The organism is Vibrio navarrensis (genome assembly GCF_015767675.1).
In the GTDB taxonomy this organism is placed as follows: Bacteria; Pseudomonadota; Gammaproteobacteria; order Enterobacterales; family Vibrionaceae; genus Vibrio.
Window position 1 is genome coordinate 150,338 of the sequence record NZ_CP065219.1, and the last position, 23,738, is coordinate 174,075.

At 46.9% G+C, this 23,738-nt stretch carries 16 protein-coding genes and 2 pseudogenes; 8 read left to right on the plus strand and 10 right to left on the minus strand.

Annotation, left to right across the window (positions count from 1 at the left end):
- Positions 1-172 precede the first annotated feature (172 nt).
- Positions 173-310, plus strand: a pseudogene (locus tag I3X05_RS23585) (transposase family protein); the annotation flags it as partial.
- A gap of 34 nt (positions 311-344) precedes the next feature.
- Here the strand turns inward: I3X05_RS23585 and tnpC are convergent.
- Positions 345-1,147, minus strand: a pseudogene (gene tnpC, locus I3X05_RS23590) (IS66 family transposase); the annotation flags it as partial.
- A 426-nt stretch (positions 1,148-1,573) separates the two neighbouring features.
- On the opposite strand from tnpC, the gene I3X05_RS23595 reads away from it, so the two are divergent.
- From I3X05_RS23595 to I3X05_RS23625, 7 genes are all read left to right on the plus strand, one after another.
- Positions 1,574-2,077, plus strand: coding sequence for a hypothetical protein (locus tag I3X05_RS23595; RefSeq protein ID WP_193158077.1), 504 nt, complete (start codon positions 1,574-1,576; stop codon positions 2,075-2,077).
- Positions 2,078-2,079: 2 nt separating this feature from the next.
- Positions 2,080-2,388: an ArdC family protein gene (locus tag I3X05_RS23600; RefSeq protein WP_045569408.1), complete on the plus strand. Its 309-nt coding sequence runs from the start codon at positions 2,080-2,082 to the stop codon at positions 2,386-2,388.
- Positions 2,389-2,453: 65 nt separating this feature from the next.
- Positions 2,454-2,777: a type I restriction endonuclease subunit M gene (locus I3X05_RS23605; protein ID WP_193158076.1), complete on the plus strand. Its 324-nt coding sequence runs from the start codon at positions 2,454-2,456 to the stop codon at positions 2,775-2,777.
- Between the two features lie 251 nt (positions 2,778-3,028).
- A complete protein-coding gene (locus I3X05_RS23610) occupies positions 3,029-3,262 on the plus strand; it encodes an addiction module antidote protein (protein WP_242401987.1) in 234 nt (77 codons plus the stop codon).
- A gap of 519 nt (positions 3,263-3,781) precedes the next feature.
- The gene (locus tag I3X05_RS23615; protein ID WP_193167689.1) at positions 3,782-5,164 is read left to right on the plus strand and encodes a DUF3560 domain-containing protein; all 1,383 of its coding nucleotides are present in this window, start codon (positions 3,782-3,784) and stop codon (positions 5,162-5,164) included.
- Between the two features lie 85 nt (positions 5,165-5,249).
- Positions 5,250-5,696 carry a lytic transglycosylase domain-containing protein gene (locus tag I3X05_RS23620; protein WP_045569406.1) on the plus strand — a complete coding sequence of 149 codons (447 nt, stop codon included), beginning with the start codon at positions 5,250-5,252 and terminating at the stop codon, positions 5,694-5,696.
- A 555-nt stretch (positions 5,697-6,251) separates the two neighbouring features.
- A complete protein-coding gene (locus tag I3X05_RS23625; protein ID WP_045569405.1) occupies positions 6,252-6,611 on the plus strand; it encodes a hypothetical protein in 360 nt (119 codons plus the stop codon).
- Between the two features lie 17 nt (positions 6,612-6,628).
- Here the strand turns inward: I3X05_RS23625 and traI are convergent, their stop codons facing one another.
- The 9 genes from traI to trbC all read right to left on the minus strand — a co-directional run bounded on the left by traI (position 6,629) and on the right by trbC (position 23,528).
- Positions 6,629-12,403 carry a conjugative transfer relaxase/helicase TraI gene (gene traI / locus I3X05_RS23630; protein ID WP_337971484.1) on the minus strand — a complete coding sequence of 1,925 codons (5,775 nt, stop codon included), beginning with the start codon at positions 12,401-12,403 and terminating at the stop codon, positions 6,629-6,631.
- A 119-nt stretch (positions 12,404-12,522) separates the two neighbouring features.
- Positions 12,523-14,622, minus strand: coding sequence for a type IV conjugative transfer system coupling protein TraD (gene traD, locus I3X05_RS23635; protein ID WP_045569403.1), 2,100 nt, complete (start codon positions 14,620-14,622; stop codon positions 12,523-12,525).
- Positions 14,623-14,913: 291 nt separating this feature from the next.
- Positions 14,914-15,447 (minus strand): hypothetical protein, encoded by a 534-nt coding sequence (locus I3X05_RS23640; protein ID WP_258427814.1) that lies wholly within the window; start codon positions 15,445-15,447, stop codon positions 14,914-14,916.
- Positions 15,448-15,510: 63 nt separating this feature from the next.
- Positions 15,511-18,339, minus strand: a complete 2,829-nt coding sequence (gene traG, locus I3X05_RS23645) for a conjugal transfer mating-pair stabilization protein TraG (protein WP_337971485.1) — start codon at positions 18,337-18,339, stop codon at positions 15,511-15,513.
- A 3-nt stretch (positions 18,340-18,342) separates the two neighbouring features.
- Positions 18,343-19,749: a conjugal transfer protein TraH gene (locus I3X05_RS23650; protein WP_337971486.1), complete on the minus strand. Its 1,407-nt coding sequence runs from the start codon at positions 19,747-19,749 to the stop codon at positions 18,343-18,345.
- Complete coding sequence (gene trbB, locus I3X05_RS23655) at positions 19,746-20,159, minus strand: type-F conjugative transfer system pilin assembly thiol-disulfide isomerase TrbB (protein ID WP_193167691.1); 414 nt, start codon at positions 20,157-20,159, stop codon at positions 19,746-19,748. The genes I3X05_RS23650 and trbB overlap by 4 nt, the downstream gene beginning before the upstream one ends.
- 16 nt (positions 20,160-20,175) lie before the next feature.
- Positions 20,176-20,958: a type-F conjugative transfer system pilin assembly protein TraF gene (gene traF / locus I3X05_RS23660; protein WP_193167692.1), complete on the minus strand. Its 783-nt coding sequence runs from the start codon at positions 20,956-20,958 to the stop codon at positions 20,176-20,178.
- Between the two features lie 41 nt (positions 20,959-20,999).
- On the minus strand, positions 21,000-22,778 hold the full coding sequence (traN, locus tag I3X05_RS23665; protein WP_337971487.1) for a type-F conjugative transfer system mating-pair stabilization protein TraN: 1,779 nt from the start codon (positions 22,776-22,778) through the stop codon (positions 21,000-21,002).
- Between the two features lie 36 nt (positions 22,779-22,814).
- Positions 22,815-23,528, minus strand: coding sequence for a type-F conjugative transfer system pilin assembly protein TrbC (gene trbC, locus I3X05_RS23670; protein WP_193158068.1), 714 nt, complete (start codon positions 23,526-23,528; stop codon positions 22,815-22,817).
- Positions 23,529-23,738: the final 210 nt, after the last annotated feature.

The window sequence follows — 23,738 nt, forward strand, 5'->3', positions numbered from 1 at the left end:
GCTAGTTATAAGCAGAGGTCTGCTGAAGCTTCGCCGTCTTGATAATTGAGAACATTCGCTCACGGAACTAGTCTCCCAGGGTGAGATCGTGAACATTTTTTAGTCAAAACAACTACCGATTTGACGATCATATTTAGTTGTGATCTTATGTTCTCTTTTTAGGGAGTACACCATGCACATTGACCATTTCAAAGAACACTTTCATTCGCTTAACGACAAACGACAAGGCGCTAAGATTACGTATTGCCTTTTTGAAGTGTTGTTCGGGTCTCTCTGTGCGGTTATTGCAGGTGCCAAAGGTTGGTTTGATAGTATCCGCCCCATGAACCCACGGGGCGATATTGTTAGTGTTTGAAGTTCCAAGGCAGGAGTGCATCGATATCAGGTTCAGCTTTCGCTAATTCCTGCATGCACTTGACCATGTAGTCGTAAAGGATAAGGCCGTTGGCTTTCGCTGTCTCGACGATACTGTAAAGCATCGCGCTCGCTTCGGCTCCATTGGGATTGGTCGAGAAGAGCCAGTTCTTTCTCCCAATAACCAGCGGTTTATTGCGCGTTCAGCTCGGTTGTTGTCTATCGATAAGTGACCCTCATCGATATAGCGGGTGAGCTTCGGCCACTGACCGAGCGTGTATTTTATCGCTTTACCCAGCGGGCTAGACTCAAGCACTTTCTGAGTTGTCATCCATTCATAAAGCTCATCCAGTATCGGCTTAGCATGCTCTTGGCGCTCTGCTTTCCGTTTTTCGGCACTGGCACCTTTTAAGCGGGATTCTATTCCATAGAGTTTCTGGATTTTAGCCAATGCACTATCCGCTTTGCCTGACTTGCCTTTGCCTTGCAGCTTTTTCGCCTCCATGAACTTGCGCCGAGCATGCGCGAAGCAACCGACATTGGTGACGAGATGAAGCCCATCATAAACACCATAGCCATCGGTTTGCAGATACCCATCATAGTCGCCCAAGAAGGCAACGGGGCATGCCCTCGCGCGACTGTTTTGATAGTCGTACAAGACGATATTTTTCACATTGGGGAGTGCGGCATCGGGCGAGTCTGCGCCCGAGCAGTAGAGCCACATGTAGCATTGCTTGTCTTCCTTGAGGACATTGAGCGGCGTTTCATCCGCCTGAACCACCGCTACAGCTAATTCTAGCCAGTGCGTTACCGCTTTGCGGTCGGGCTTTTCGCTGCGCTCGTATCGCTAACCTGAGCCGCGATATCGAGCAAGCTCGATGCGCCTCTAGGTTCCAGATACACAATCCCTAACGCCTCCGCTACTGCGTAGCTGCGCCTCGTCGTCCCTCCTCGTTGCGTTTAACTGATTTCAACTAAGTTCGAGTAAGGGCTTGGTTTTTTATGCGCGAATTTTCCTTTCGACTCGCATCACATTACGGGCTCGCAAGCTGTTAACCGTCTCTCAACACAACCTGGTTTGCAAGGGAAGTAAACGCTGCATCCCTAAAGCAACAAGTTGCTAAGGGCTGCTAGCCCCTTGTCAAACCAGAACGATGTTAAGAGGCCGGACAGCTAAGCGGCTCCGAAAAGTGATACTCAAACAGAAAGGAAACTCCTCATGGCGCAACAAAACACAACCCCAACTCTCACTAACTTGAATTCAGCAACCAGCGTCTCGCCGCTGGACCGCGAAAGCTCACCTAAAAATGATATCTCTTGTGCTGTTTTTTTGAATGCTCGTCGCGCTATCAAACGAGCGCACGCTTTGCGCTTTGTCGTGAAGAAAGTACGCCTTGCCAAGGAGCGTTTGAGCCAAAAGAAAAAGCAAAAACGTATTGCTATCGCAGAACTCAAGCAATCAATGCTTTATCCGTGCATTCAAAAACTGATTGGTGAAAAGCGTTGTTTCACTTTTAAGGAAGTTGAGCAGTTATCTCTATCACTTCGCGAAAGTGGCCTTGATTGCTGGACTGTGGTGATGGTGGGGAGTGCGCTTTCTCATGGGGCGGTGGTGTTTGCTCACTATAAAAGTATCGCGCCAGCACTGGCATTTAGAACCACTGAAAACGGGTATCTATTTACGTCATTTCACTTCAATTATCTAGATAAAAAAGAGGCTTAATTATGAGCAATATGAATGCTGTCACTCAGTCTGTTTATTCCGCAAAAAACCAAGAACTTTTAGATGAACACAAGCAAAAATTTGCTCTTTCTTCCGATCTGTGGGCGGGCTTTCGTCAATGGGTTGAGGCTGGGCGAAAAGTGAAAAAGGGCGCTAAGGGCTGCGAAATATTTATGGTTTGCGAAAAGAAAGTGGAAAACGAAGGCAAGCAAGAGGGGGATGAAGACAAAAAACGGCAGGTTATTAAGTCTGTTTATGTGTTCAACAAAGATCACACCGAAGCGTTAGAGCAATCTAGTAAAGCGCATTAAAAAAAAGCCTTAGCTTGGTGCAACAAGCTAAGGCGGTACTCACTACCCAAATAAAGGTAATAGCTATGTACAGCACCAATGTAATCCAAAATAAAGAAGAACGCTACTTTCCAGCATCCATTGATTTTGATTTAGGCGAAATCGTCGTGAGTCAAGGCGTTATCAAGATGCTCGGGAATCTGCCAGTTGAACTATTGAAACCTTTCTTAGCTCGCCACAAAGGCGGTGATTGGGGGAATGTCTGTGTTCAAGATAAGCAGCAAAACGATCATGCGACACGTTACGGTGACCGCATTCTTTCTAGTTATAAATTCTGTGAGCAGTGTATTTGGATTATTACCGAAGCTGACCGCAGCGTAACCACTATTTTACTTCCTAGCGAATACTAACCAAGGAGCGGAGGGCGAAGCCCTCCGACAATGCATATGATCACTGTTAACTTCTGGAGCGAAAATGAACAAGCGTATTCTTGTGTTTGGGATGAGGGAGACAGAGTGATAAGCGGCTATCTAACGGAACTGCAACTAGAAGAGGAAAAAAGGTTAGGTGAAGATATTCAATGGGAGTGCAGCCCTTAACGCTCACGGTTAAACGGGCGGCGTTGCCGCCCTAAGTAGGTTGTATTGATACCCCTGAATCGATACAGGCGTATCTTGATGAAGCTGTAGCCTCTGGTGATGCAGCTTTCATCAGTCAATCTCTCGGTGTGATTGCTTGCGCTAAGGGGATGACAGAACTTGCGGAACAGACGGGATTATCCCGCGAAACGCCATATAGAACACTTAGTGCAAAGGGAAATCCTAAGCTTAAAGGATTTATGGCCATCATCATTTCTGCATTGGGCATCTCTTTGAAATTGAACGGCCATGCTTAAAAAGGAAGGCCGCTACCGCGACCTTTTTTATCGAATGAGCCGAGCAATCCCGTCCTTTAGGTCTTTAGGTCTTTAGGCCGGGGTGTTCGTTGTGCTAGCCAGTGCGTTACCGCTGCGCGGTCGGGCTTTTCGCTGCGCTCGTATCGCTAACCTGAGCCGCGATATCGAGCAAGCTCGATGCGTCTCTAGGTTCCAGATACACAATCCCTAACGCCTTCGCTACTGCGTAGCTGCGCCTCGTCGTCCCTCCTCGTTGCGTTTAACTGATTTCAACTAAGTTCGAGTAAGGGCTTGGTTTTTTATGCGCGAATTTTCCTTTCGACTCGCATCACATTACGGGCTCGCAAGCTGTTAAACCGTCTCTCAACACAACCTGGTTTGCAAGGGAAGTAAACGCTGCATCCCTAAAGCAACAAGTTGCTAAGGGCTGCTAGCCCCTTGTCAAACCAGAACGATGTTAAGAGGCCGGACAGCTAAGCGGCTCCGAAAAGTGATACTCAAACAGAAAGGAAACTCCTCATGGCGCAACAAAACACAACCCCAACTCTCACTAACTTGAATTCAGCAACCAGCGTCTCGCCGCTGGACCGCGAAAGCTCACCTAAAAATGATATCTCTTGTGCGGCTGATGGGATTAAGCAAAGTGAAAAGAATCTATTTCTAGCATCATTCAAGGCTGGCAAGCTTCGTAAAAATTCGAAGAAAGTCATTCAAAAGCTGCTTGATAGCTGTGACTCGTTGATCTTAAAAACGCAATCTATGGGGCTTGATGATTGTTGGAACGCAAACGAGCCTAAAGAGTATGACAAGGCCAAGTTTTGGGAGTGGTATGAGAACAACTATAGCGAAATGGTGATTTACTTAACTATTCGCGATGGCTTTCTGTCAAAGGTCGAGTTCTGCGATTGTATTTATCATTTTTCCGATGATCTTGTTATGTACTTTTCCATTGATCAAGAGAAGCCAGCAAAGCCAAGATTTTCATTTGCACAAGTTTGTGAGGCGCTTGGGCAAGGGTATATCTCACCCCTAAATCATGATGGTAAATATCCGTCACCCGATCCAGATAAAGATAACAGTGATGAATCTAGGCGCGTTGTAAGTCTTGGTGATTATCAAGCACGCGTTGAATCTAAAAAAGAACGATTTAGTGAATTATCTAATAAGGCTCATACTGAATCTGTGATTTTTTATCAAGCGTCGAAAGAGAGAGCGAGTTTGATACCATTCGGTCAACCAATTTTAGTTGGCCATCATTCAGAAAAACGAGCGAGAAAAGATGCGGAGCGTATTTGGCGTGATATGGGTAAATCCGTTCACGCTCAAGAAAAATCCGACCATTACGAAAATAAAGCTAATAACGTTGGCTCGGCTGGTATTGCTTCTGATGATCCCGAAGCCGTTAGCAAACTAAAAGCAAAGCTAATTAGTTTGCAAAATAGTCAAGAGGCAATGAAATCAATCAATAAAGTGATTCGCTCTCATAACTTAACGGAGGATGATAAAATTGAATTTATGATTCAAACGCACAAATTTTCAGAATCGCAAGCTAAGAGCGTCTTGTTTCCTAAAACTGGATCGGCTGGCTTTCCTGATTACGCATTGAAAAACAACAATGCGAATATCAGAATGATAAAACAAAGAATTGAAGAGCTTGAAAGGCTACATAGTCAAAAACCTTTTGATCAAAATGGTGAAGTGGATGGTTCTAGTTATGTTCTTTATGAGGAAGACGGTCGCATAAAATTTCGATTTGATGAAATTCCTAGTGATTCAGTTCGAAATATTTTGAAGTCAAACGGTTTTAAGTGGTCACGATTTAGTGGTGCATGGGTTAGAAAAACAACGGCTAATGCGGTTTCATCTACTCAATACATCTTAAAAATGTTTACAACCCTTTGAACGTATGACGCCTCATTGATAATATGGGGCGTTGTTTCTATTCTGATATACTTCAATCTCAAATGGATTGGTTTGATGGTGGTTTATGAAAAAAGTGACACTGTTGCCATTGTTGATCATTTCTCATTCTGTCAGTGCTTTTTGTTTTGATGAGGCAGGAAAATATTACAATGTTGATCCTAAGTTATTAGAGGCGATCGCTACCGTTGAAAGTAGTCTTAATCCTTCTGCTTATAACGAAAATAAAAATGCTGCTGGTAAGGTCCTCAGTCGTGATTTTGGTTTAATGCAAATTAACTCAAGTTGGTTCGACAAGCTTTCAGATTTTAATGTGAATGAGCAAAATGTCTATGAGCCTTGTTTTAATGTGTCTTTAGGGGCTTGGGTACTCAGTGCTAACTTTGCCAGTCATGGCTATAACTGGAACAGTGTCGGTGCGTATAATGCGGGTTTTTCCAAGCGCACAGAGGACGCCAGAAAAATATACATTCAAAAAGTTAAATCTGCTTATTATTCCCAAAAAGTTAAATAACGCATTGTGCACTAAAATGGTGCATTGCTGATCCTCTCCCTGTCTTCTTTGTTCCAACTGCGAACCCTCCAGTTAACTCTATTCAGTCGCCATAGTGCGGCTTTTTCGCGTTGGCCTGGTCAACCTTTTCCTAGTCCATACAGTTTAAGGCGATGAAGTCATCCTGACCTTTTGCTTTCTCTGAAAGCGACCACACACCACGGCGCATTGTAAACAATGCGAATGGTTGTCTGTGAAATCATTAAGTGCATTTAAAACAATAGCTTGAGTGATATATTTTCGGTGAATTGCTCATTGAAAAATTTTTAAAATCTCAACTAATTAGCCGTTTAAATCGTATTTGAAAATGTGGATGCTGTATTTAATTTCCATTTAGACTATGTGTAGTAAGGGATTTGGGCGATTTGAGTTGATTGTTACTGTTATTGTATTTGATTTCAATTTAGACCTTTTGCGAATTGGTCTGTGGCTATTTTAAATGTTATGATAATATGGATTTGTATTTGATTTTGCATTGAATCGTATTGACGAGATTTGAGATAGGAAAATCTAAAAATGACAAGAAGCACGGTGTTACAGGCAACGATTAAGGGGCAGCTAGAGCAGGATTTTCGTAAGTTTCAAAGGCGAGAGCGATTGACCGACGCCGACGCGGTGCGTCAGCTTTTGACACTGGCGTTACGTATCAAGTTGAACGACAGTGACGATGATAGACCGTCGAACCGTGAGCTCATGGAGGAGATTTACCGAGTGGTAAGGCAGAGCTCTGCGATTGGTGAGGTTATTCACGGGCAAACCTTTGATGGTGAAAAATTATATCGAGAGCAGAAAGAATCAAAGCCCGTAAGGCAGCAGATTAAAGCCGATATCGATAACAAGGTGGATGCCTATCTTTCAGGCGAAAAAAAAGGGTAGCCGTCGCTACCCTTTTATTACCGTTCTAACTCTCTGTCGATTTCTCTGTCCTCCCAATCACTTTCTTTCTCTTGGTGTGCAAAGTCCATCTCTTGCTGAGGTGAATATTTTTTGGGCTCAAAGTGTTCAAGTGATTGACTGTCGATTTCTTTTTTCTCATCAAAATTCGATGTGTCTAATTCGCTTTCTTGATGAGGTGAGTGTGTTTCGCTTAATTCAATATCGTGTACACTGTTATCCCTCTCTAGTTTTTCGATGCACGCCTTAATGTCTTCTTTGAGATTATCATCTGACATGAACTGAATGTCTCGTCCATTGAGGTTCTCGATGATTTTCTCAATGTTGTTTGGATTTAAATCGTGATTACCTTGGTTTAATACAATAATGATGTTCTGTCTCAGTTCATCGATATTGATGTTTTGAATGTCGTTCTTGTGATTGACATTAATAATGTCAATCTGTCCTTGAGTTTGCTCTCGAATTAAAAATGAATTTTCAATCGAGGTGCTGATGATGGTCGTGTTTAAATTCTCTCCTTGGTGGAAACTTGTTAACTGTTTGGATTTGGTTCCTAGCGTTCGTGGATTAATGTCTAGCGTGTTGTCTCTATTTCCTTGTGAGTCTAAATAGGTGACTTCAATCGCTTTGGTTTCACCTTGTTTGTTGTGGATATTAGTTAACATAGCAGGGTGGAAATTTTTATCTTCGGACGAGTACACCGCAGGGTGAAATTTTACATTGTCGTTTTCAATGTTGTTGATACCCAGATTGTTTAAGTACGTTTGAGCCAGTGTGCAATTGATCGGCTGGCTTTGATTTATGTACTCCTTGGCTCTTTCTTCAAACCGAGCAATATGCTTTGGTGTGGTGCTCAGTAATTTTTCGTGTTTTCTGTTTTCCTCCAGTTGGTATTTTTCTGGCTCATTAATCATTTGATGCGCTTCATTCATCGTCTCTTTATAGCTGATGTCTTTATGGCTCATCATTAGGTTGATGAGTGAGCCCTTTTCGCCCGTGGTGTAGTCTTTAAAATAGCCACGGTACTCGCCTGTTAAGGAAACTTTAATGGCGGATTTTCCACTGCCAAAAGTTAAGTAATCACGGTCTGATTTGGATTGATTTGGCTTGCCTAATAACTGAATGGCAAGACTTTCGGTGTATTTTGGTAGCTGTGTATTGATGTGCTCCCTAAATTTATTGTAGTCAAAGTCACCGCTTTTATTTTGGAACCGGACGTCCTCGTGAGGAAGTGCGTTGCGGTTAAAGTAAGTGGTGTCTTTGGGTGGGATTTGGTTAATGGTTTCTATTGCGCTGGCTTTATGGCTTTCTTTGGATAACCAACTTCTGACCAGTTGCGTGGTGTTATCAGTATAAAGTCGGATGTGCTGACTGGCACGGGTGACATCGATACCGGCGCGTCTTAGGTTGGTCAGTGCCCCTTTGCTCTGAATGGCGGTAATGACATGGGGATAGGTGGCTCCTTGCGCCATGTCGGCGGTTCGACTATACGCGTAGTCCCAATGCCCGTCTTTGAGCTCACTGGGGTTGATGGTTAGCGTCTCTCCTGTTTTCGATTGCGCAATGATGCCGTCTGAGCTTGCTTGCGTGATGCGGTATTCCACGTTGGCTTTAATGTCGCGGCTTTTATCGGTAAAGCGCGTCACGATCTTATCGCCTGTTGAAAGCGGCTTTTCTGACACGTTAAACAGTGTGGTGAAGGTATGGTCTCGATTGCGGGGTAAGAAGGATTTGGTTTTACCTTTCGCGTCTTCGAGTGTTACCACACCATGCTCTGAATCCACGTGGGTTATGGTGGCGTATTCCCCAGGTTTGGTACTCAGTACTAAGCCTTTTTGGTAGGGCATCATGGTGGACAGCTCTTCCCCTGTCGCCCCGACAGAACGCAGCCTGGTTGTGATGATGTTTTCTTTGCCAATCTCTTGGGTTTTCATTAATCCGACGCGGATGTATTCGGTGATGGTGTCACGCTCCTTGTTGGTGTAAGCGATGATAAGCGTATTCTCTCGCGTCTCTGGGGTGCGCTCTAGATAATCTTTGGCCACGACAAAAGGCAGCTTTTCAGTGGCTTCTAGCTGCGCTTTGCGTTGGTCTTTATGGTGCTCATCCAACGTGGATATGACATGGTGGCCGTTACCTTGGTTGTCAGGGTCTTGCTGTTTGAGCTTATCCAGGGCGCTTTGCGGTTGCTTATCAATGGTGTTTTGTGCCGCATTCAGCAAGGTGTCGTTTTGCTGACGAATGATGTCGGTCATGTACGCGGTATCGATATCACCTTTGCTTATGGCCAGTTCAAACGGTTTACCGGCGCTAAGGGACAATAGCTGCTCTTTATCACCTAAAAGTACCGCTTTGGACTGACTGGCATTCACCAGTTCGGTAAACTCCTTAGCTTGCTTGTTGCTGACCATCGAGCTTTCATCAAGAAAGAATAGGGTATGTTGATAGTCGCTGGCGTCTCGATTGCCTTGCCTGATATCGGTCAGCAAACTTTCCAACGTTTGTGCTTTTACCCCTTTGCTTTCAAGCTCAGACACGGCGGCGTGAGTGGGTGCAAGCCCAATCACGTTTTGCTCGGGCAACTGGCTGGCTTCTTTGACTAGTTGGATAAGCTCAATGTTCGATTCGAGCATGGTGGATTTACCCGTACCGGCTAAACCTTGAATCGCCACAAAGCTGTCTGGGGTGGTCGAGGTCAGCGTGATGGCGTCTTTTTGTCCTTGGGTTAAGCGAGGTTTGGTATCGAGAAAGGTTTGCACCTGCTTAGGGGTAGCAAAAGGCTGATGTCGGTCTTTGCCATCGATGATGTTTTGCAAGATGCGCTTTTCCGTCTCCAGCGCTGCTTGTGTCGTCCAGCGTGTCCCGTCGCTGTATTCCGCTGAGAGTGTGTCGCTGCGTTTGGCCAGCTCGGTTTCAATTTGATCTTTGGTTATCGAGCTGCCGGCTTCTTCAAAGGCGTAACGAACCGCCTCGACCACTAACGCTTTTTGGCTAAACGCCGCCTCTCGCTCTGAAAGGTGGTTAAGGGCAAAGCTGACCGCTTTCTCGATGAGGGGCGCGTTTTGCGCTTTCGCCAGTGCCGATAACGCCTGACTGACATCTTGTTTTAACAAAGCTTGGGTGGTGTCGTTTAGGTAACGGTCGTTGACGTTTTGTGTCTGCAATACGCGCTCAATCGCTGACGGGGAAACTTGCTCTTTTTCCAGTGCGCTTTGGGCTTTATCGGGTTTATCGGTGAAGATATCAAGACGCTGCGTTTTTTCGGTCAGGTCATTGATGAGTGGCTTAGAAAGGGTAAACGCTTTGGCTGAGAGTAAGGTATGCGCCTTTTTCTCGATATGGCTGGCACCTCGAACGTAATCATATTGCAAAGGTGCGTCTTTTAAGTGCTCAAAGCTGAGGTATTGCGTTTTGCCTTGGCTTTCGAGTGTGACGCCGGTCTTATTGATATCGGTGACAAGGTAACTTTGATTGGCATCCAAACCGGAGGGGGAGTGTTTTCCTAACGTGCTAAGCCGTTCGCCTTTGGCTATGTTCAAACTTTGCGGTTTACTGATTTGCATCTTCATGGCTTTAAAAGCCCGAGTGGATGGGTCGAACGTGTGTGACTGTCCGTCGTGTTTGCTGAGTGTTGTCATGGTATTGCTCTCTTTATCGATACTGGCAATAACAAAGCTTTGAGGTTTGCCTTTGTCCCAATGAGTGAGCGTCATGCCTGGCTTGTAGTGTTGAACGAGCGGTTGCTGCGCTTTAGAGAGGTAGTGGGGGCCTTGAGTGAACAGAGTGGTTTCATGGCGAGAAAGCGTGCCGGTGTTTTTGAGTCTATCCCGAATGGCTTCGGTTAATCGCCGTTGCTCGACGCTGGATGTTGCTATCACTTGAGTGTTGGCTTTATCGGGGAGGTCAGCGTAAACGCGCGCTATCCTATCGGTATCACTCTCATGCAGTTTTACGTCTGTTTCGATGGGTTTACTACTCACCCAAGTATGGCTCTCCACATTGCCTTTTTGATACAGCGAGATAGCGTTATTGGCTTTAAAACCTTGACGGCTAGAAACACGGTTTAACATCACCACTTTGCTGTTCGATTGCTTGGCTTTATCGGTCAGCGCTAACAGTTCATTGGCGCTCATCTTGTTGGCGTCATCGATGAGCAAGACGTCTTTATTGGTGAGCGGGACATCGCTTTGCAGTAAGCTATGGGTGGTGTGTCGCTGCTCTGGGGAAAAAGCATTGGCTATCCATGCCCCAAGGGTTTGGCTTTTGCGCTGTACGTTCTCCATCCCTTCGGCTTTGGTTTTGGCGCTTTGTGAGACAAACTGAACCCGTTTACCACTGTGATTACCCAAGTTAAGCAGCTGCTGCGCGATACCTTGCGATGAGCCATGCACATTCACCACATGGAACTGTTTGGTGGAGTGGTATAATTCGGTAAGAAGACGCTGCTGACTTTCAGGGATAGCCAGTTTATTGAGCATCTTGGGTTCAACGTGAGTGCGCATATGGTGCGCTCGTCCTTGAGTGCTGTCGATAAGCGCCTTCTCGTTGTCAATTAAGCCTTTGGTGGTGTATTGCCCTTTTTGGCTGAGTCCTATCAACTCTCCTGTTTTTATCATCTCATCGGCGGCTTTTTTGATATCAAGCGCGTTTAATTGCACGGCCCCTTTGGTGAATTCTGAGGCGGTGAGTTCGATGATTTTTTCTAGATGTAAAGCGGTGCTGTATTGACCTAAGTGGTCGATGGCTCTGCTGATGGCGGCTTTCGTTTCATCGAGCGAGGGTATCGTTTGTTGCTCCTTCGCTTTCTGCGCGAGACCAACGAGTTGAGAGGGCTCATACCCTTGTTCTCTGACGGTGTTTTGCCACTGTTTATTGAGGCTGTCATTGCTTTGGTAGGTTTTGCCTTTGCGTGTATCAAGGTTGGCCACATCGCGAGCGGCGCGAGACTCAAATCCCAAATCGAGCGTGCGCTGGTCAATTTGTTGTTTGCGAGTTGAGGAAGCGTCAATAATGGATTGAGGGACACCACTGACTTCGAACTGGCCGTTCCCGACGCCTCGCGTTGCATAGCCTAATTCTTGTGCGTCTTTCGCGAGGTGGCTCTGATATAAAATCCCGTAGTATTTTTGGAAATTGTAGATGCGCTCGCCAGTGCCGTTAATGACGCCCCCTTTTTGTTTGATGCTAGACGCCAGCGTGCGAAGTTGCCCTTCTTGATCACGTGTCATATTGGCCGCTAGAGCGTGTGAGTGGATTTGCATATCATTTTCACGACTGGTTTTATGGCGCACGACTGCAAATATCATGGAGTCCGTGTTATGGAACTCACGCTCTCCCTCTTTGTTGATGGTGGTGATTTGCGCCACGTCTTTCTCAAGCTCTGTGAGAGCGAATTTAACCGCGTTGTTGTGGGCTTCAATAAGGCGGGTATCTCCGCCAGTAAGCGCAAGAATGCTGATGGATTTAGGTGCGGAAAAGGTGAGATCAAACCCTGATTTATGATCGTCTCGCTTCCCCTTGATGGTTTCATCACCAAGGTTGCCTGATAGCACGGACTCTAATGTGGTTTGGTCCACGGCTTTGCCAGCCAGTCCCGCTTCGATAGCAAGCTTGCCGTGCCAGAAGGTGTTTTCTCCCTGGTCTTTTTCTTTGAGGTAGTAGTTGTCACCGGCATCTTTCTCTAAAGAGACATCTGGCAGATCTTTGGGGTTTTCTTCGCTTAGGTAGTATTTGGCCGCGCCAGAGGCAGATTTTAATGGGCTGATAGAAAGCATTGAGATTTTCCTTATGCAACGCAAATTGCCGCTGGCAGCAACGCTGAGCGGTGTATCGTGGTTAAAAGGGGGAAGTGAGGTGGAATTAAAAAGCCTTGCGGTCGCAAGGCTTTTTGTATTCAATCATAGGCGTCAGTGATTTCGCTATCTTGGGAGATAGCGGCTTCTTCCAGCTCTCGTTGAGCTCGATCTTGATAGTCACCATCGGATTTGAGTTTTTCAGCATCCTCGCTGGCCAGTTCCTTGACCGTATCACTTCGCTGTGCCTTTCTGATTTGGTCTGTTTCCAGCTTCATCTCTTCGGGCGTTTCAAACTGCTTGGCTTGGATTTCTGTGAGTGCATTGCGGTCTTCGTCATTGAGGAAAATGCCAGGCGCGACACACTCGCAATAAATCGCTTCTTCATACGCTTTGGTCATCGCCGGTGATGGGGTGTAATCCCGTTTGATAAAGGCGGCGCTGACATCTCGCATCTTATCGAAGTGCAAATCCAGTTGAGTGATAAAACTGCTTCCTGGTACGCGAAGGTAGCATTGCAAATCGTCCATGGCTTGGATTTCACTGCTCGATACGACAGGACGGGTGATCGTTTGGTGGCCAATCGAGACCCCATCACGTAACGTATTCGCACCGTAAGAGATGTTTTCTCTTGATACATCGACTTCTTGCTCGCCCAAATCTTTAGAGGAGATTTGCGCCATCTGCGCCGAAGGCGCGCGGAAGTAAAAGCGAGAGTTGAGCAAATCAAAAATCACATCGGCGGTGTTCTTGCCGTAGGTTTTCACCAACTGCGCATACGACTGGAGGCCAATCACATAGCAGCCACCAAACTTGCGTACCTCAGCAATGATGCTATCGAGTTCTGGCAGTTTATGCAGACTGGGCATTTCATCCATAATCACCCAGATCCGTCGGTCATCATCCGGATCAAGTCCTAAGATGGCGTTAGACGCAATCGCCAGCCAAGTTGAAATCAATGGTCTCAAGGAAGCGTGTTGCTGGGCATTACTGGATAAGAACAAAAAACCTCGTTGCTTATCATCGAGTACCCAATCGGTGATGGAAAACGGCTGGCGTTTGAGCTTGCCTTGATCGTCTTTTTCATCCAGTCCGTCCAAAAAGCGTAGGCTCTTAATGTAGGTGGCCAGAACGGATTTAATCGAGATGGCGGTTTTTTTGATGTCTTTAGAGACAAGGGAAGCCGATTCTGTGCCTTGTAAAAAGTTACCGAGGGTTTCGAGCTCTGAGGTGAGGATCAGACTGAGCAGTCTTGCGGTCGAGCAAGGCTTATTGTCTTGGCTCATGCGATACGCGGTACTGGAGAAAATGGTACGAGCGGAATCCACCCAGAACGGATCGCCTTCACCGTGCTGCGGAATAAGGGCGTTGGCAATGTTTTCAAAGTCAGGGGCATCGATGGCATCGCACCACACATCCCAATTAGCGCAGCGCTCATCAAATGGGTTGAGCAAGATATCTTGGCTAGGGTCAAAAAACTTACTGGTGAAGGTGCAGCCCTTATCATAAACAATGGCTTTGTCGCCTCGTTTGCGTATCCAGCGCAGTAGTTTGCGCAGCATGACGGATTTACCTGCTCCGGTCGTACCATCGATGAGTATGTGCTGTACTTCAAACTCATGTTTAAACAAGGCAAGGCCATCGACTTTAAAATCAGAAATCTTTCCGTTGCCTACACCTTGTTTTTTCAGCGTTTTGGCACGCTGCTTTAAATCCTGAGTGAGCCTTTTCGGCTCTGCAAGTTGAAACCCACGCACGTGAAGATCTTCACTTTGCTTTTCGCCTTGTCGTTTGAAAAAGCTCATCGCGCCCATCAAGATAGCTAACGCAATGGCGAGGGCAATTAAGAAATTGATTTGTGCTTGGCGTATGACATTGTCGTAAAGGGTAATGAGCTGTGTGTTTTCGAGCTGTGAGGCAAGGGTGCCGACGTAACGCTTTCCATTCCAGAAGGTCGTCACTTCACTGCTTAAATCGTGGCCAAGGTTGGCATAAAGCTGGTTGCGCCAGTAGTAGAATACAGACCAAAAGGCATTATCGGGGGCGCGCAGCCACGTGAGAAATCCGGTTAAGGCAATGACCGCCCAAATAGAGGCGTAGACCAAGGTATTGTTGACTTGAAAGAACATTCGAATCGAGTGGAAGGTGATTTGTCCACCACGGGTAAAATGATTGCCCTTGGAGCGTGAAGGTCTAGACATGGCAGTCTCCACTAAATAAAAGGTTGAAACGTTGTAAAGGCTCAATCAGGGAAACAAAAGCGTCCCGTTTGTTTGAGCGGTTATCTTGATAAGTACACTTGCGTTAAACCCCTCTTTGAGCGGTTTTGGGGATAGAGATAGAAAACGCCTCTTTGTCGTTGGAAATGACAAGGAGGCGTTTTACTGGGGTTGGCGATGAGTGTTAGGCAGGATAATAGAGGATGTTTTCTTTTGCCGGCACACGGACTCTTGAACGACAATGCTCTGTTAATGTTGACCTAAGCGCTGAGATTAATATTTCCAGCCGTTCAGTTGTAAGTCCTTTGGAATTGGGTCATAGCAAGGGTATTCGGTTTGGAGTCCGTATTCGATGACAGATTTTGTCGAAGCAGCAAACGCACTTGCGTAATTATCTCTTCGAAAGTTTTGAGGATCATTCTTAGCAGTTTTTTCTAACACCGTCCAAATCATCTCTTTAATAAACTCTGGGTGGCGTTTGGGGTCGAGCGCCATCGTATCGCGCATGCAGAACCAGTGATTGCCGCCTAAGTCTTGTTGACGATTCGCACTGCCAAAATACGCAGATTGCAAACCTTGCAGGTAGGCATTGAGGCGTATTGATTCGACGGTGTCCGTTTCATCAATGTGCTGCAAAAAGTAAGGCAGCTTGGTGAGGTCTGCCATGTCTTTTTTATCGATGCTCATGAGAGTTGGGCTATTGTATTGCTCGTGTATCTCGCTCAGCAGTTGAGTGAGCTCAGGAGAATGCGTTTGCGCTTGTGCACTCGCGCAGGTAAGTAGCAATAGAGGTAGGATTCTTTTCATAATAATGCTCCTTTCAGATACCTGATCATAATACCAGTATTTAGACGGTGCATAAAGTCCTTTTTATGCACCTTGATTAATACTATTTTTGGGTTTTGGGGTGTATCTTGGCACCGCAGGGTAGGTCTGATCGGCGGTGACGTATTCCGTCCTTTCGGGTCTTATCACCTCAGCCTCTACCTCTGGCTTGATGGTCATCTCAATGACGGGCTCTGGTTTGGTGATCGACTGCTGCGTCTGATTTTGTTGTTGCTGCACATCCTCCGTAACCCCATCGAAGCGTTCTTGGTTAAACAGCCCTCCCGTTTCTTTGTTGTGCAACACAGCGGTGCGTGTTTTTTCTACTGCGTCTTGTGTGTCTTCCCATTCTTTCTCCAGCGTTTTATTTTGCTCTGGAGTGAGTTTCAGCACACCTGTTGGCGCACTGGCTTGGTGCGTTTCGTTCATCTTGGCCACGATGCGTGCGCTGTCGCCATCGAGTCCCGCCATGGTGGCAAACTCCTCAGTGCGCGTGAATTTCTGCCAGCGCTCTTTCGCTTCCGCAATGTCTTCCGGTTGGTAAGCGGTCATGAGGCGTTGGACTTCTGTTGGGTCTTTGATATTTCTTTCTAAGTAGTTCTGGAAGCCTTGGATCGCGTTCGTCGTAAAGCTGGCTCCGCCCGATTCCAAACGGGTTTGAGTGTTGGATAGGGCGTTCAAATCCGCTTGGCTTTGCATCACGCTGGCTCCTAGAGACTTGGTGTTGCTGGCGTTAATCGCAAAGTCATGCGCAAACTGCTCAACTGACGTGCGCGTGTCTTTGTTGTCCACTTGGGTGCCGGCACTGGTGACGGCGTTGGCTCCTTCAGTATACTGTTTGGTGGCTTGTTCAAGCTGCTGCCTTTGCTCGCTGGTCATGTTGCTGTAGGCGGTGCGCTCTTCGTCTGACCACTTCACCCCAGCGTTAGCGCCGAAATTGAATAGTGATTTCCCTTTGCCTGTTCCTACGCCAGCCTCCACACCGGCGTAAGCGCTTTGCAAGTACGCTTGAGATTTCTCTTTGCTCCATCCCGTTTGCTTGCTGACGTTGTCAATGGCGCTTTGCATGTTGCTCATGCCCTGACTGACTTGGGTATTAAAGCCAGTGCTGCTGCCTTCGCCATAGCTTAAGTTTTTACCCACGCTGTCATGCCAGCGGTCGTTCAATGCCGCGCCAGCTTGGATGGTTTGCCCAAGTTGGGTGCTAGTTTGTTCCAGATTTTGCTGGGTATTGCTGCGCGCATTGGCGACACTCTCTTGCAGCATCGAGGAGGTGTTGGCACTGACGTTACCGCGACTGGTTGTTTGCGTACTGTCGTAGGTGGTGCGTCCATCGCCATGTTGGGTCGTCACCGAGCCATCCTGGTTTTGGGTGTAACTGTGTCCTTGGTTGGTGAGTGTGTTGGTATCAAACTTGTTGGCATGGGTGTTGTTCATGCTGTGGTTATCAATTTGCATACTGCCAAAGTCCAGATTACCGGTCGATGCAGCCGCGCTCGCTCTGGCATTGGTGGAATTAATCATACTCGATAGTTGGTAGTTCATGCTCGATACGACCGATTGTCCCCCTTTGAGGATGCCCCCTGCGATTGCCGGCACGCCTATCATCAAGATTCCGGTCATCCAGGCAAAGCGGCTGTGAAGCTCATCGGCCGCATTGGCATTGGAGAGGACGAGGCCACCAAATGTACCAGAGACATCAGTGGATAATGATTCCAGTCCCCATAACTGGATGCCATTGATGATAGCAAAGAGCACTGGCCACGTAGCCAAAAAGGCAAACGTGCCAAGGTAGTTTTTCAGTACCATCAGGGTTAAACCTGGAATGACCGCCGCACCGGCGACAAAAAAGGCCAAGCAAGCAAAGAGCATAAACAACATGGTATGGAGCATGGGTAAATATTCCCTTGCCATTAAACCGAGAGAAGCCCACATCGAAGTGGTTTGCAGTTTGTTGGTCGTGTAGGCGTAATTGAGCGCGGCTTGGGTGGGGTCAAGGCTATCTAGGTTGTAGCGAAGTTCATTCATCAGCATGTTTTGCTTAATGGTGTTGGAAGCGCTGGTGCTGATGGAAAAGAATTTGTTGTAGCTGCGTTGGATCGATTGCACGATTTGCGGTTTGTAGCGATTGGCTTCTTTGCCGAGTAAATGATGCGCTAACAAGGTGACATTTTCATTCGAAGCCGCATCAAAGCGCTGTTTTACAATGGGGTAAGCTTCTTCACACAGTTTATAGCTGATTTTTCCGCCGCCCTCATCAAGGTAGAGCGCGCGCAGTGGGCTTTGTTTGATGCCATCGAGAAAGGTAAAAATATTCGTGGCGGCAAAGAGTTCATCCCAAGTGTACTTGTGGTTAATTCTCACATCGCCAATCATGCAATTTTGAAAATAATCACTCCACAGCTTTTTGAGTCCTATTTCGCGCACGCTAGATTGCCTTGAGAGCTGATAGAGCTCAGAGGCAAACAGCATGCCTGTTCGCCCATAACGCTCATCATCTGAGGTCGTGAAGATGGCTTCCACCCCTTCGGTCATCCCCACCATGATAGAAGAGAAAAAGTAAGTCGGCACGGCGACGAGGTAGGGAACGTTATCGACTTTGTAGGCTTTTCCTGGTTGGGTTTTGTCAATGATGAGCATGTCTGCTTTCATGTTGATAAGAAACAATGGCACCGCAAAGAAAACCACCATCCATTTGATAATGTCTTTGGGGTTACGAGAGAGCATGAAGATAAACAAACTGGTGATAAGGCCCAGCATCATGCACATCTGTAAGTAATCGCCAAAGGTATTGGTTTTAAAAAAGGTGGCCAACGCGTTAAAGGCTTTGTTGACCACCTCGCCAGAGGTGTAGGTGTAATACTCAAGTATCATAGGTTAGTTCCCATAAGCCGGTGTTGGTTTGGTGGTTGTGCCGATGTCCTTTTGACTTTGCTGCGCCGTTTTTCGTTGTGACTCGATAAGCTGGTTGCGCTGGTTAAGCGCCTCAATGGCTTTGTCGGCAAGTCCTGTCGTAAATCGTTTGGCGTTATCGATATCGCGCGTGATGAGGGCGATATCCTCGACACTGTTATTAGTACTGGCCAGTGATTGGCTGGCGATACTCAACATATTGGTGAGGTATTGATTAAGAAGCTCTACCGCTATCATGCGTGAGTAACTGCCGATCTCGGGTGTTTGATTGGCTGACAGATCATCCATAAAAAATTTGAGTACCGGTGTCTGGGTCAGCTCTAGAAAGCTCTTTTGTTTATCCGTGAGTTTTTGGTCAGTCGCGATGTGGCGTAGTATCGATTCCAGTTGTTTGCGTATCTGGCTTTGAATACCGTTGGCCTGACTGATGGATAAGTTGTTGGCCTTGGTGATGGTAATACACTCTTTCGCTCCGGTGTTTCTGCACTGGTAAATGTCGGCTTTACCTCCTTCTAAGAGCACGTTGACCAAGTTGTTATTATTGGTCAACAAGCTAGGGTAGTAGCGAGGGTCGCCGTTGGCATCGTAAACGTAGGTCCCTGATAGGCTCATCATAAATTGCGCGAGGTGTACATCTGCCGACAAAAACGCGTTATTCATAATTGCCGACCACACCACATTATGATTGGTTTTGGTGATGTCTTTCAGGGCTGAGTCGTTTTTTGCGTTGGCCAGTTGACCGGCGGCTTTACCTCCCGCCCCACATTCATGCTGAGCTTGTACCCAGTCTGAGAACGCATTGTTTTGTGTGCCGAGCGTGGCACAAACATGCTTTTTGGTGGCGGGTGCCGCAAAGGCCGCCAATCCACCGATGGCAGCTTGTGCGGCTTCACAAGAATTCACGGATTGGTTTAGGTATTTGTCAGCAATGGCTTGCAGATTATCGAGGTTTTGTTTGAGCTGTGGTGCCCAAGTCTGCAAGGCCAAGTTGACAAGAAAAGGGGGGGCGTTGTGGATAATGGCTTTACCCAGTTTCACCAGTTGGTCCGAATTGACATGAGAGAACCCCCCCATAAACATGTCAATTCCCGAGCAACCCGCACTGATAGAGGGCACGGTGACACTGACCAATTGCGCGTCCACGATGGGGGTGCGTACAAACAAGCTGCCTCCGGTGTAATAGTTGGCGGATTGGCCTTGGTAAGCGCTAGGGTTGGAGACGTTGGCGTTATAGCCCGAGTTATCAAAAAAGCGTGCTAGGGCGTTGTTGGCGTCGGCGTGACTCATTGCGGGTAAAGCGATGAGCAATAAGGGAATTATGTTCTTATGCACCGAAATGGTGGATAAGTGGTGAGTAAAATAGCGCCTCATTGCAATGCCTCCTGCACTCGTGGATCATTGAGCGCGTTTTGAATGCTCTGAGCTAACGTGCTTTCTGGCACATCGCCGATGCTCAAGCGGGAAAACTTGCGGCTGTTTACGTTCATCAAGAAGAGGGCCGGCATGATCGCTTTCGCATTTTCAGGGAAAAAGGTGCGGCCAATTTCAGGGGTGACCGGAATGGGAACTTCAAAACCTGGGATGCCTGTAGCATCAACAGAAAAAGCATAGACGGGCAGTTGGAAGCGCTCGCTAAGGCGAGTGACTTTAGGCGATGCCTGATGGCAGTACGAGCAAGTGCTTTGAAAAAAGAAGACTAAGGCGTATTGGTTTTGCATGGCGGCGTGCGCGCTGCCAGCTAATAGCGAAAAACTCAGCAAAAGGATACTTCGATATGGCATGACGCCTCCTTAATGTTTAAAAATCGGATTGTTCAAAGTTGGTTGCGACGTTGTAAAAACGCCCAAGTAGCTCATTTTGGCTTATCCAGCCATACGCCAGTGGCTTCATCTCTCCAGTGCTTGGGTGCACTAAAATCAATGCGGGGGTAAACGGCACTGAAACCTTGCCTTGGTTGTGGCGGTTTTCTTTGATGTTAGTGATGAAGGTTTCATCATTACTGATCCCAAGGAGCTCAAAATGGTATTGGTCAGCAAAGGCTTGAATGGATGGGGCGAGTTGCTGACTGAGCGTGTCTTTGCCTTCATAGACAAAGAAAAAACCCCAGCCTTCTTGCTTCATTTTCTCCACGGCCTCGGTTTTCTTTTTGGTTTCAAGCTCCAAATATACCTGCCTTGCGGCTTGCTCTGTCGGGTGGTCTTTGGTGTAAGAGAGCTCGGGTTTTTCCAGTAGTAAAGCCTTAAAGGTCATGCCTAACTGGTCGGTTTGGTCGGTAATAAATCGATTAAGCGCTAGGAACCTGGCCAGTTTTTCCTTATCTTTGGGGTGGATAACCGCATCGTTTTGCGCCTCCTTATGCATGGTGTGGAACCACGCCATTTGTTCGGTTGCTGACAAGGTTTTCGGGCTTGATATGGTGGTTTGGGTGTTGCTTGGTAGTGACTCGGGTTTGGGCGATTGGGGGGCTGGTTTGGGTTCGTTGTACCATCGCCACCCTGGCGGTGTTTCATTAGCCAAGGTGGGAAGTTGAACAAGCAGCCCTAGGGTAATGACGTAAAGCAGTCGTTTTTTCATCATCATAGACCTTGATTGAGTGAAGCAAAGTGATTAAGAAGGATGCTTTAATTGCCCGTCGCACTTTGAAGCCGTTCCTTGATTTCATCAAAGTTAGGGAGCTGGGCGTTGGCGTGCATCTCAGGGTAAAACTCTTTAAAGTCGATGTACTCAAAGTTGATTTGACCCAACTCTTCAGGCGTGATGGGGGCGCAGGTAGGGCTTTTCGCACTGCCAAGTCCCTTGCCTAATTGCCCGATAGCGCCTTGCTCTTGAATGATTTTGGCAAGCTTGCTGTCATAAACGCAGTAGCTACGCTTTTTACGAGTGCAAACGCCTAAGACTTTTTTGGCGCAATATTCACCGACATAGAGGGTTAATCCTTTCTCTTTAGCTTTGCCTAGTGCCTCTTCTGCTTCGCTGCATTTTGCGCCAACATCTTGTCCCCAGCCCGAGTCTTTGCAGCAGTCGTTAAAACCGGCGAGTTTTTTGTCACACATCATGGGTTTACCGGTAAAGATTTGTGGCGGGTCGCCAATGTCTTTGACCGCTTCGGAAAGGCCAGCTAATGCCGCGACAGATTTATCAAAGTTGCCATTAAGTTTGGGCTCCTCCGCATAGCAATCGCCATCAAGGCAAAAGGATTGTTCACCGCACTGCATTTGGGTGGCGCGGCATGACTTATCAGGACAGCTTTTCTCAATCTCTTCTTCGACGCAAACCCCATTTTGTTTGAGTGAACAAGAACGAGATTGTTCGTTGCAGTCGTTGGGTAAGCTGGCGCATGAGTCTGCTAGTTCACAAAGGTGATCAACCTGGTATTTCCAACAACTGAGATAAGTGCTTATGCCATTAATGATGCGAGTCTCTGCACCTTCGACGCAGGTGCGTTGTGTTTGTTTACATTCAGGCAATAACGTTGAGCAACTGGATTGCCACTTCATTAAGTTTGCCCCTTTTTTGTAATCAATAGTGAATGTACCGTTGAACAATCCAGCATCTTTAAGAATATCAATCGTGATGTCACTTGATGTTCCTAAAGCGGTTGCCTGATAGAAAGACGGGTACTTTTGGAGGCAGATATAACCAAATCCCCCTTTTGTACAGAGGCTTCGTTCCGCTTCGGTTGTGTTAGAGCCATCCCTGTAGGGTTTGGAGTGGATCACGTTGTTGTTGATAAGGAATTTAACCCCATTATTAATGGCCGGAAGACAGCTTAATCCTTGGCATGTGAGTACCGTAGGGAAGCGGATCCCTGTGATTTCTGTTACGCCTTCTGGCAGCGAATAATGAATAGGAGTAAAACCATTATAATCAAATGAAACACTGCCACTTTCTATACTTTGCTCAGACACATAAGGCGTTTCAAAGCAAGAGACAGGGTTGTTCGTTGGTGAGGTGCAGATACGTGTATTATTTTCAATCAAGCACTGAGTTCCCGCATCACAGTCCACATAGGCGTTAGAAATGCCATGGGTCACTTCAAAGGCATGTTCTTGACCGAGTAAAGCAAAGCGCATCGCAGGGTCGCTCTTTATATCAGGCTTACCCTTGTTGAAGTTATTCTGTATTGCTTGGGCGGTCTCATCTTCAGCGAAAGCAAGGTTTTTTTGGCTATTGATGTCACTGTCAGACAGTCTCGATTCTTTGGGCGCGCGGATATCTCGGCGGCAGGTTTCATCGGCGCAATACTCATCGATATTAAGCGGTAACGCATTGGGTGTGAGTGCTTGACTCGCGGTTTGCTTTGCCCAATTGGCGCTGTCGGTAAAAGTTTGTTGGTCGTCGGCGAAAGCCAAAGTGCAAAACAGGCCGAGCGCGAGCGCTGTCCAAAAATACAGGCGCATAGGAAACACCTCATTAAACGTAATGGCAAGAAATGGCTATTGTGAATACAGGGTGCGCAGTAGGGGCTGAACATTTTGCTGCGCGTCCCCTAGTGCGAGGTAATCCAGTGCTTGATAAAGCGAGATATTACCGTAAAGAATGTCGTAGTCCGTGGTGGAGCAAGGCTGCTCAGGCAGGCAGCGACCTGGTTTTACTGAGACAAAGGCGGGCACCTTGGTGATGCCAAATTGCTTAAACCAATCAGGGCTGATAGAAAATCCGCTCTGAATGGGGGCTTTGTTGGGTGAACGTATCAATGACTCGATGCGCTTGGCGGTCGCAGGAAAGCCTTCAGGTAAAACGCCACGTATGACAAGAGGGACACCGAGATGTTCACTTTGCATTAAGAGCTGTTTAAGTGCGGTCTCTGGCATGGTCAACGACACAAAGACCATCACCCCTTTGGGCGCTTGTTCTGGATTACGTGTCGGTTTTTGAATGCCTAATAGTGGAGAGAGACTTTCTTCTTTCACCAGTTCTTGGATTTTTCGGCTAGCCTCAAGCGCTTCCTGCTGATAGGCACGGGCTTGATTTTGTACCTGGTCAATGCGAAACGGATTTGTCGCGCTGGTTTGCTGGCTGAGCTCTTGCTCAAGCTTGGCAAAAGCTTTGAGCTCTTCTTCTGTATAAGCGTGGCTTGGGAGTGAGACAATCAAGCTCAGAAAAAGGAGAGAGCGCCCAAGGGCGCTCTCAAACGATAGTGTGGTCATGCTAACCTCTTCGCTATGGACGTTTGAAGGGGGGATAGAGAGTGTGGGCGTCTTGAAAACTGATTGAACACACATTGCGAGCGTTAAGTACTTTGTAAAATGAGAACGGAAAACTCATCAAAGGAAAACTGCAATAGATGTGCTTGTGATTAGCGATATCTGTCTTTAAAAAGTCTTCGACAGAGCTTAAGTTGCTGGCAATAAAAAGAT

What these genes read in the sequence shown, in the direction of transcription:
- I3X05_RS23595 (WP_193158077.1), top strand. Translation starts at nt 1,574, where the DNA reads ATGGCGCAACAAAACACAACCCCAACTCTCACTAACTTGAATTCAGCA.
- I3X05_RS23600 (WP_045569408.1), top strand. Translation starts at nt 2,080, where the DNA reads ATGAGCAATATGAATGCTGTCACTCAGTCTGTTTATTCCGCAAAAAAC.
- I3X05_RS23605 (WP_193158076.1), top strand. Translation starts at nt 2,454, where the DNA reads ATGTACAGCACCAATGTAATCCAAAATAAAGAAGAACGCTACTTTCCA.
- I3X05_RS23615 (WP_193167689.1), top strand. Translation starts at nt 3,782, where the DNA reads ATGGCGCAACAAAACACAACCCCAACTCTCACTAACTTGAATTCAGCA.
- I3X05_RS23620 (WP_045569406.1), top strand. Translation starts at nt 5,250, where the DNA reads ATGAAAAAAGTGACACTGTTGCCATTGTTGATCATTTCTCATTCTGTC.
- I3X05_RS23625 (WP_045569405.1), top strand. Translation starts at nt 6,252, where the DNA reads ATGACAAGAAGCACGGTGTTACAGGCAACGATTAAGGGGCAGCTAGAG.
- traI (WP_337971484.1), bottom strand. Translation starts at nt 12,403, where the DNA reads ATGCTTTCTATCAGCCCATTAAAATCTGCCTCTGGCGCGGCCAAATAC.
- traD (WP_045569403.1), bottom strand. Translation starts at nt 14,622, where the DNA reads ATGTCTAGACCTTCACGCTCCAAGGGCAATCATTTTACCCGTGGTGGA.
- I3X05_RS23640 (WP_258427814.1), bottom strand. Translation starts at nt 15,447, where the DNA reads ATGAAAAGAATCCTACCTCTATTGCTACTTACCTGCGCGAGTGCACAA.
- traG (WP_337971485.1), bottom strand. Translation starts at nt 18,339, where the DNA reads ATGATACTTGAGTATTACACCTACACCTCTGGCGAGGTGGTCAACAAA.
- I3X05_RS23650 (WP_337971486.1), bottom strand. Translation starts at nt 19,749, where the DNA reads ATGAGGCGCTATTTTACTCACCACTTATCCACCATTTCGGTGCATAAG.
- trbB (WP_193167691.1), bottom strand. Translation starts at nt 20,159, where the DNA reads ATGCCATATCGAAGTATCCTTTTGCTGAGTTTTTCGCTATTAGCTGGC.
- traF (WP_193167692.1), bottom strand. Translation starts at nt 20,958, where the DNA reads ATGATGATGAAAAAACGACTGCTTTACGTCATTACCCTAGGGCTGCTT.
- traN (WP_337971487.1), bottom strand. Translation starts at nt 22,778, where the DNA reads ATGCGCCTGTATTTTTGGACAGCGCTCGCGCTCGGCCTGTTTTGCACT.
- trbC (WP_193158068.1), bottom strand. Translation starts at nt 23,528, where the DNA reads ATGACCACACTATCGTTTGAGAGCGCCCTTGGGCGCTCTCTCCTTTTT.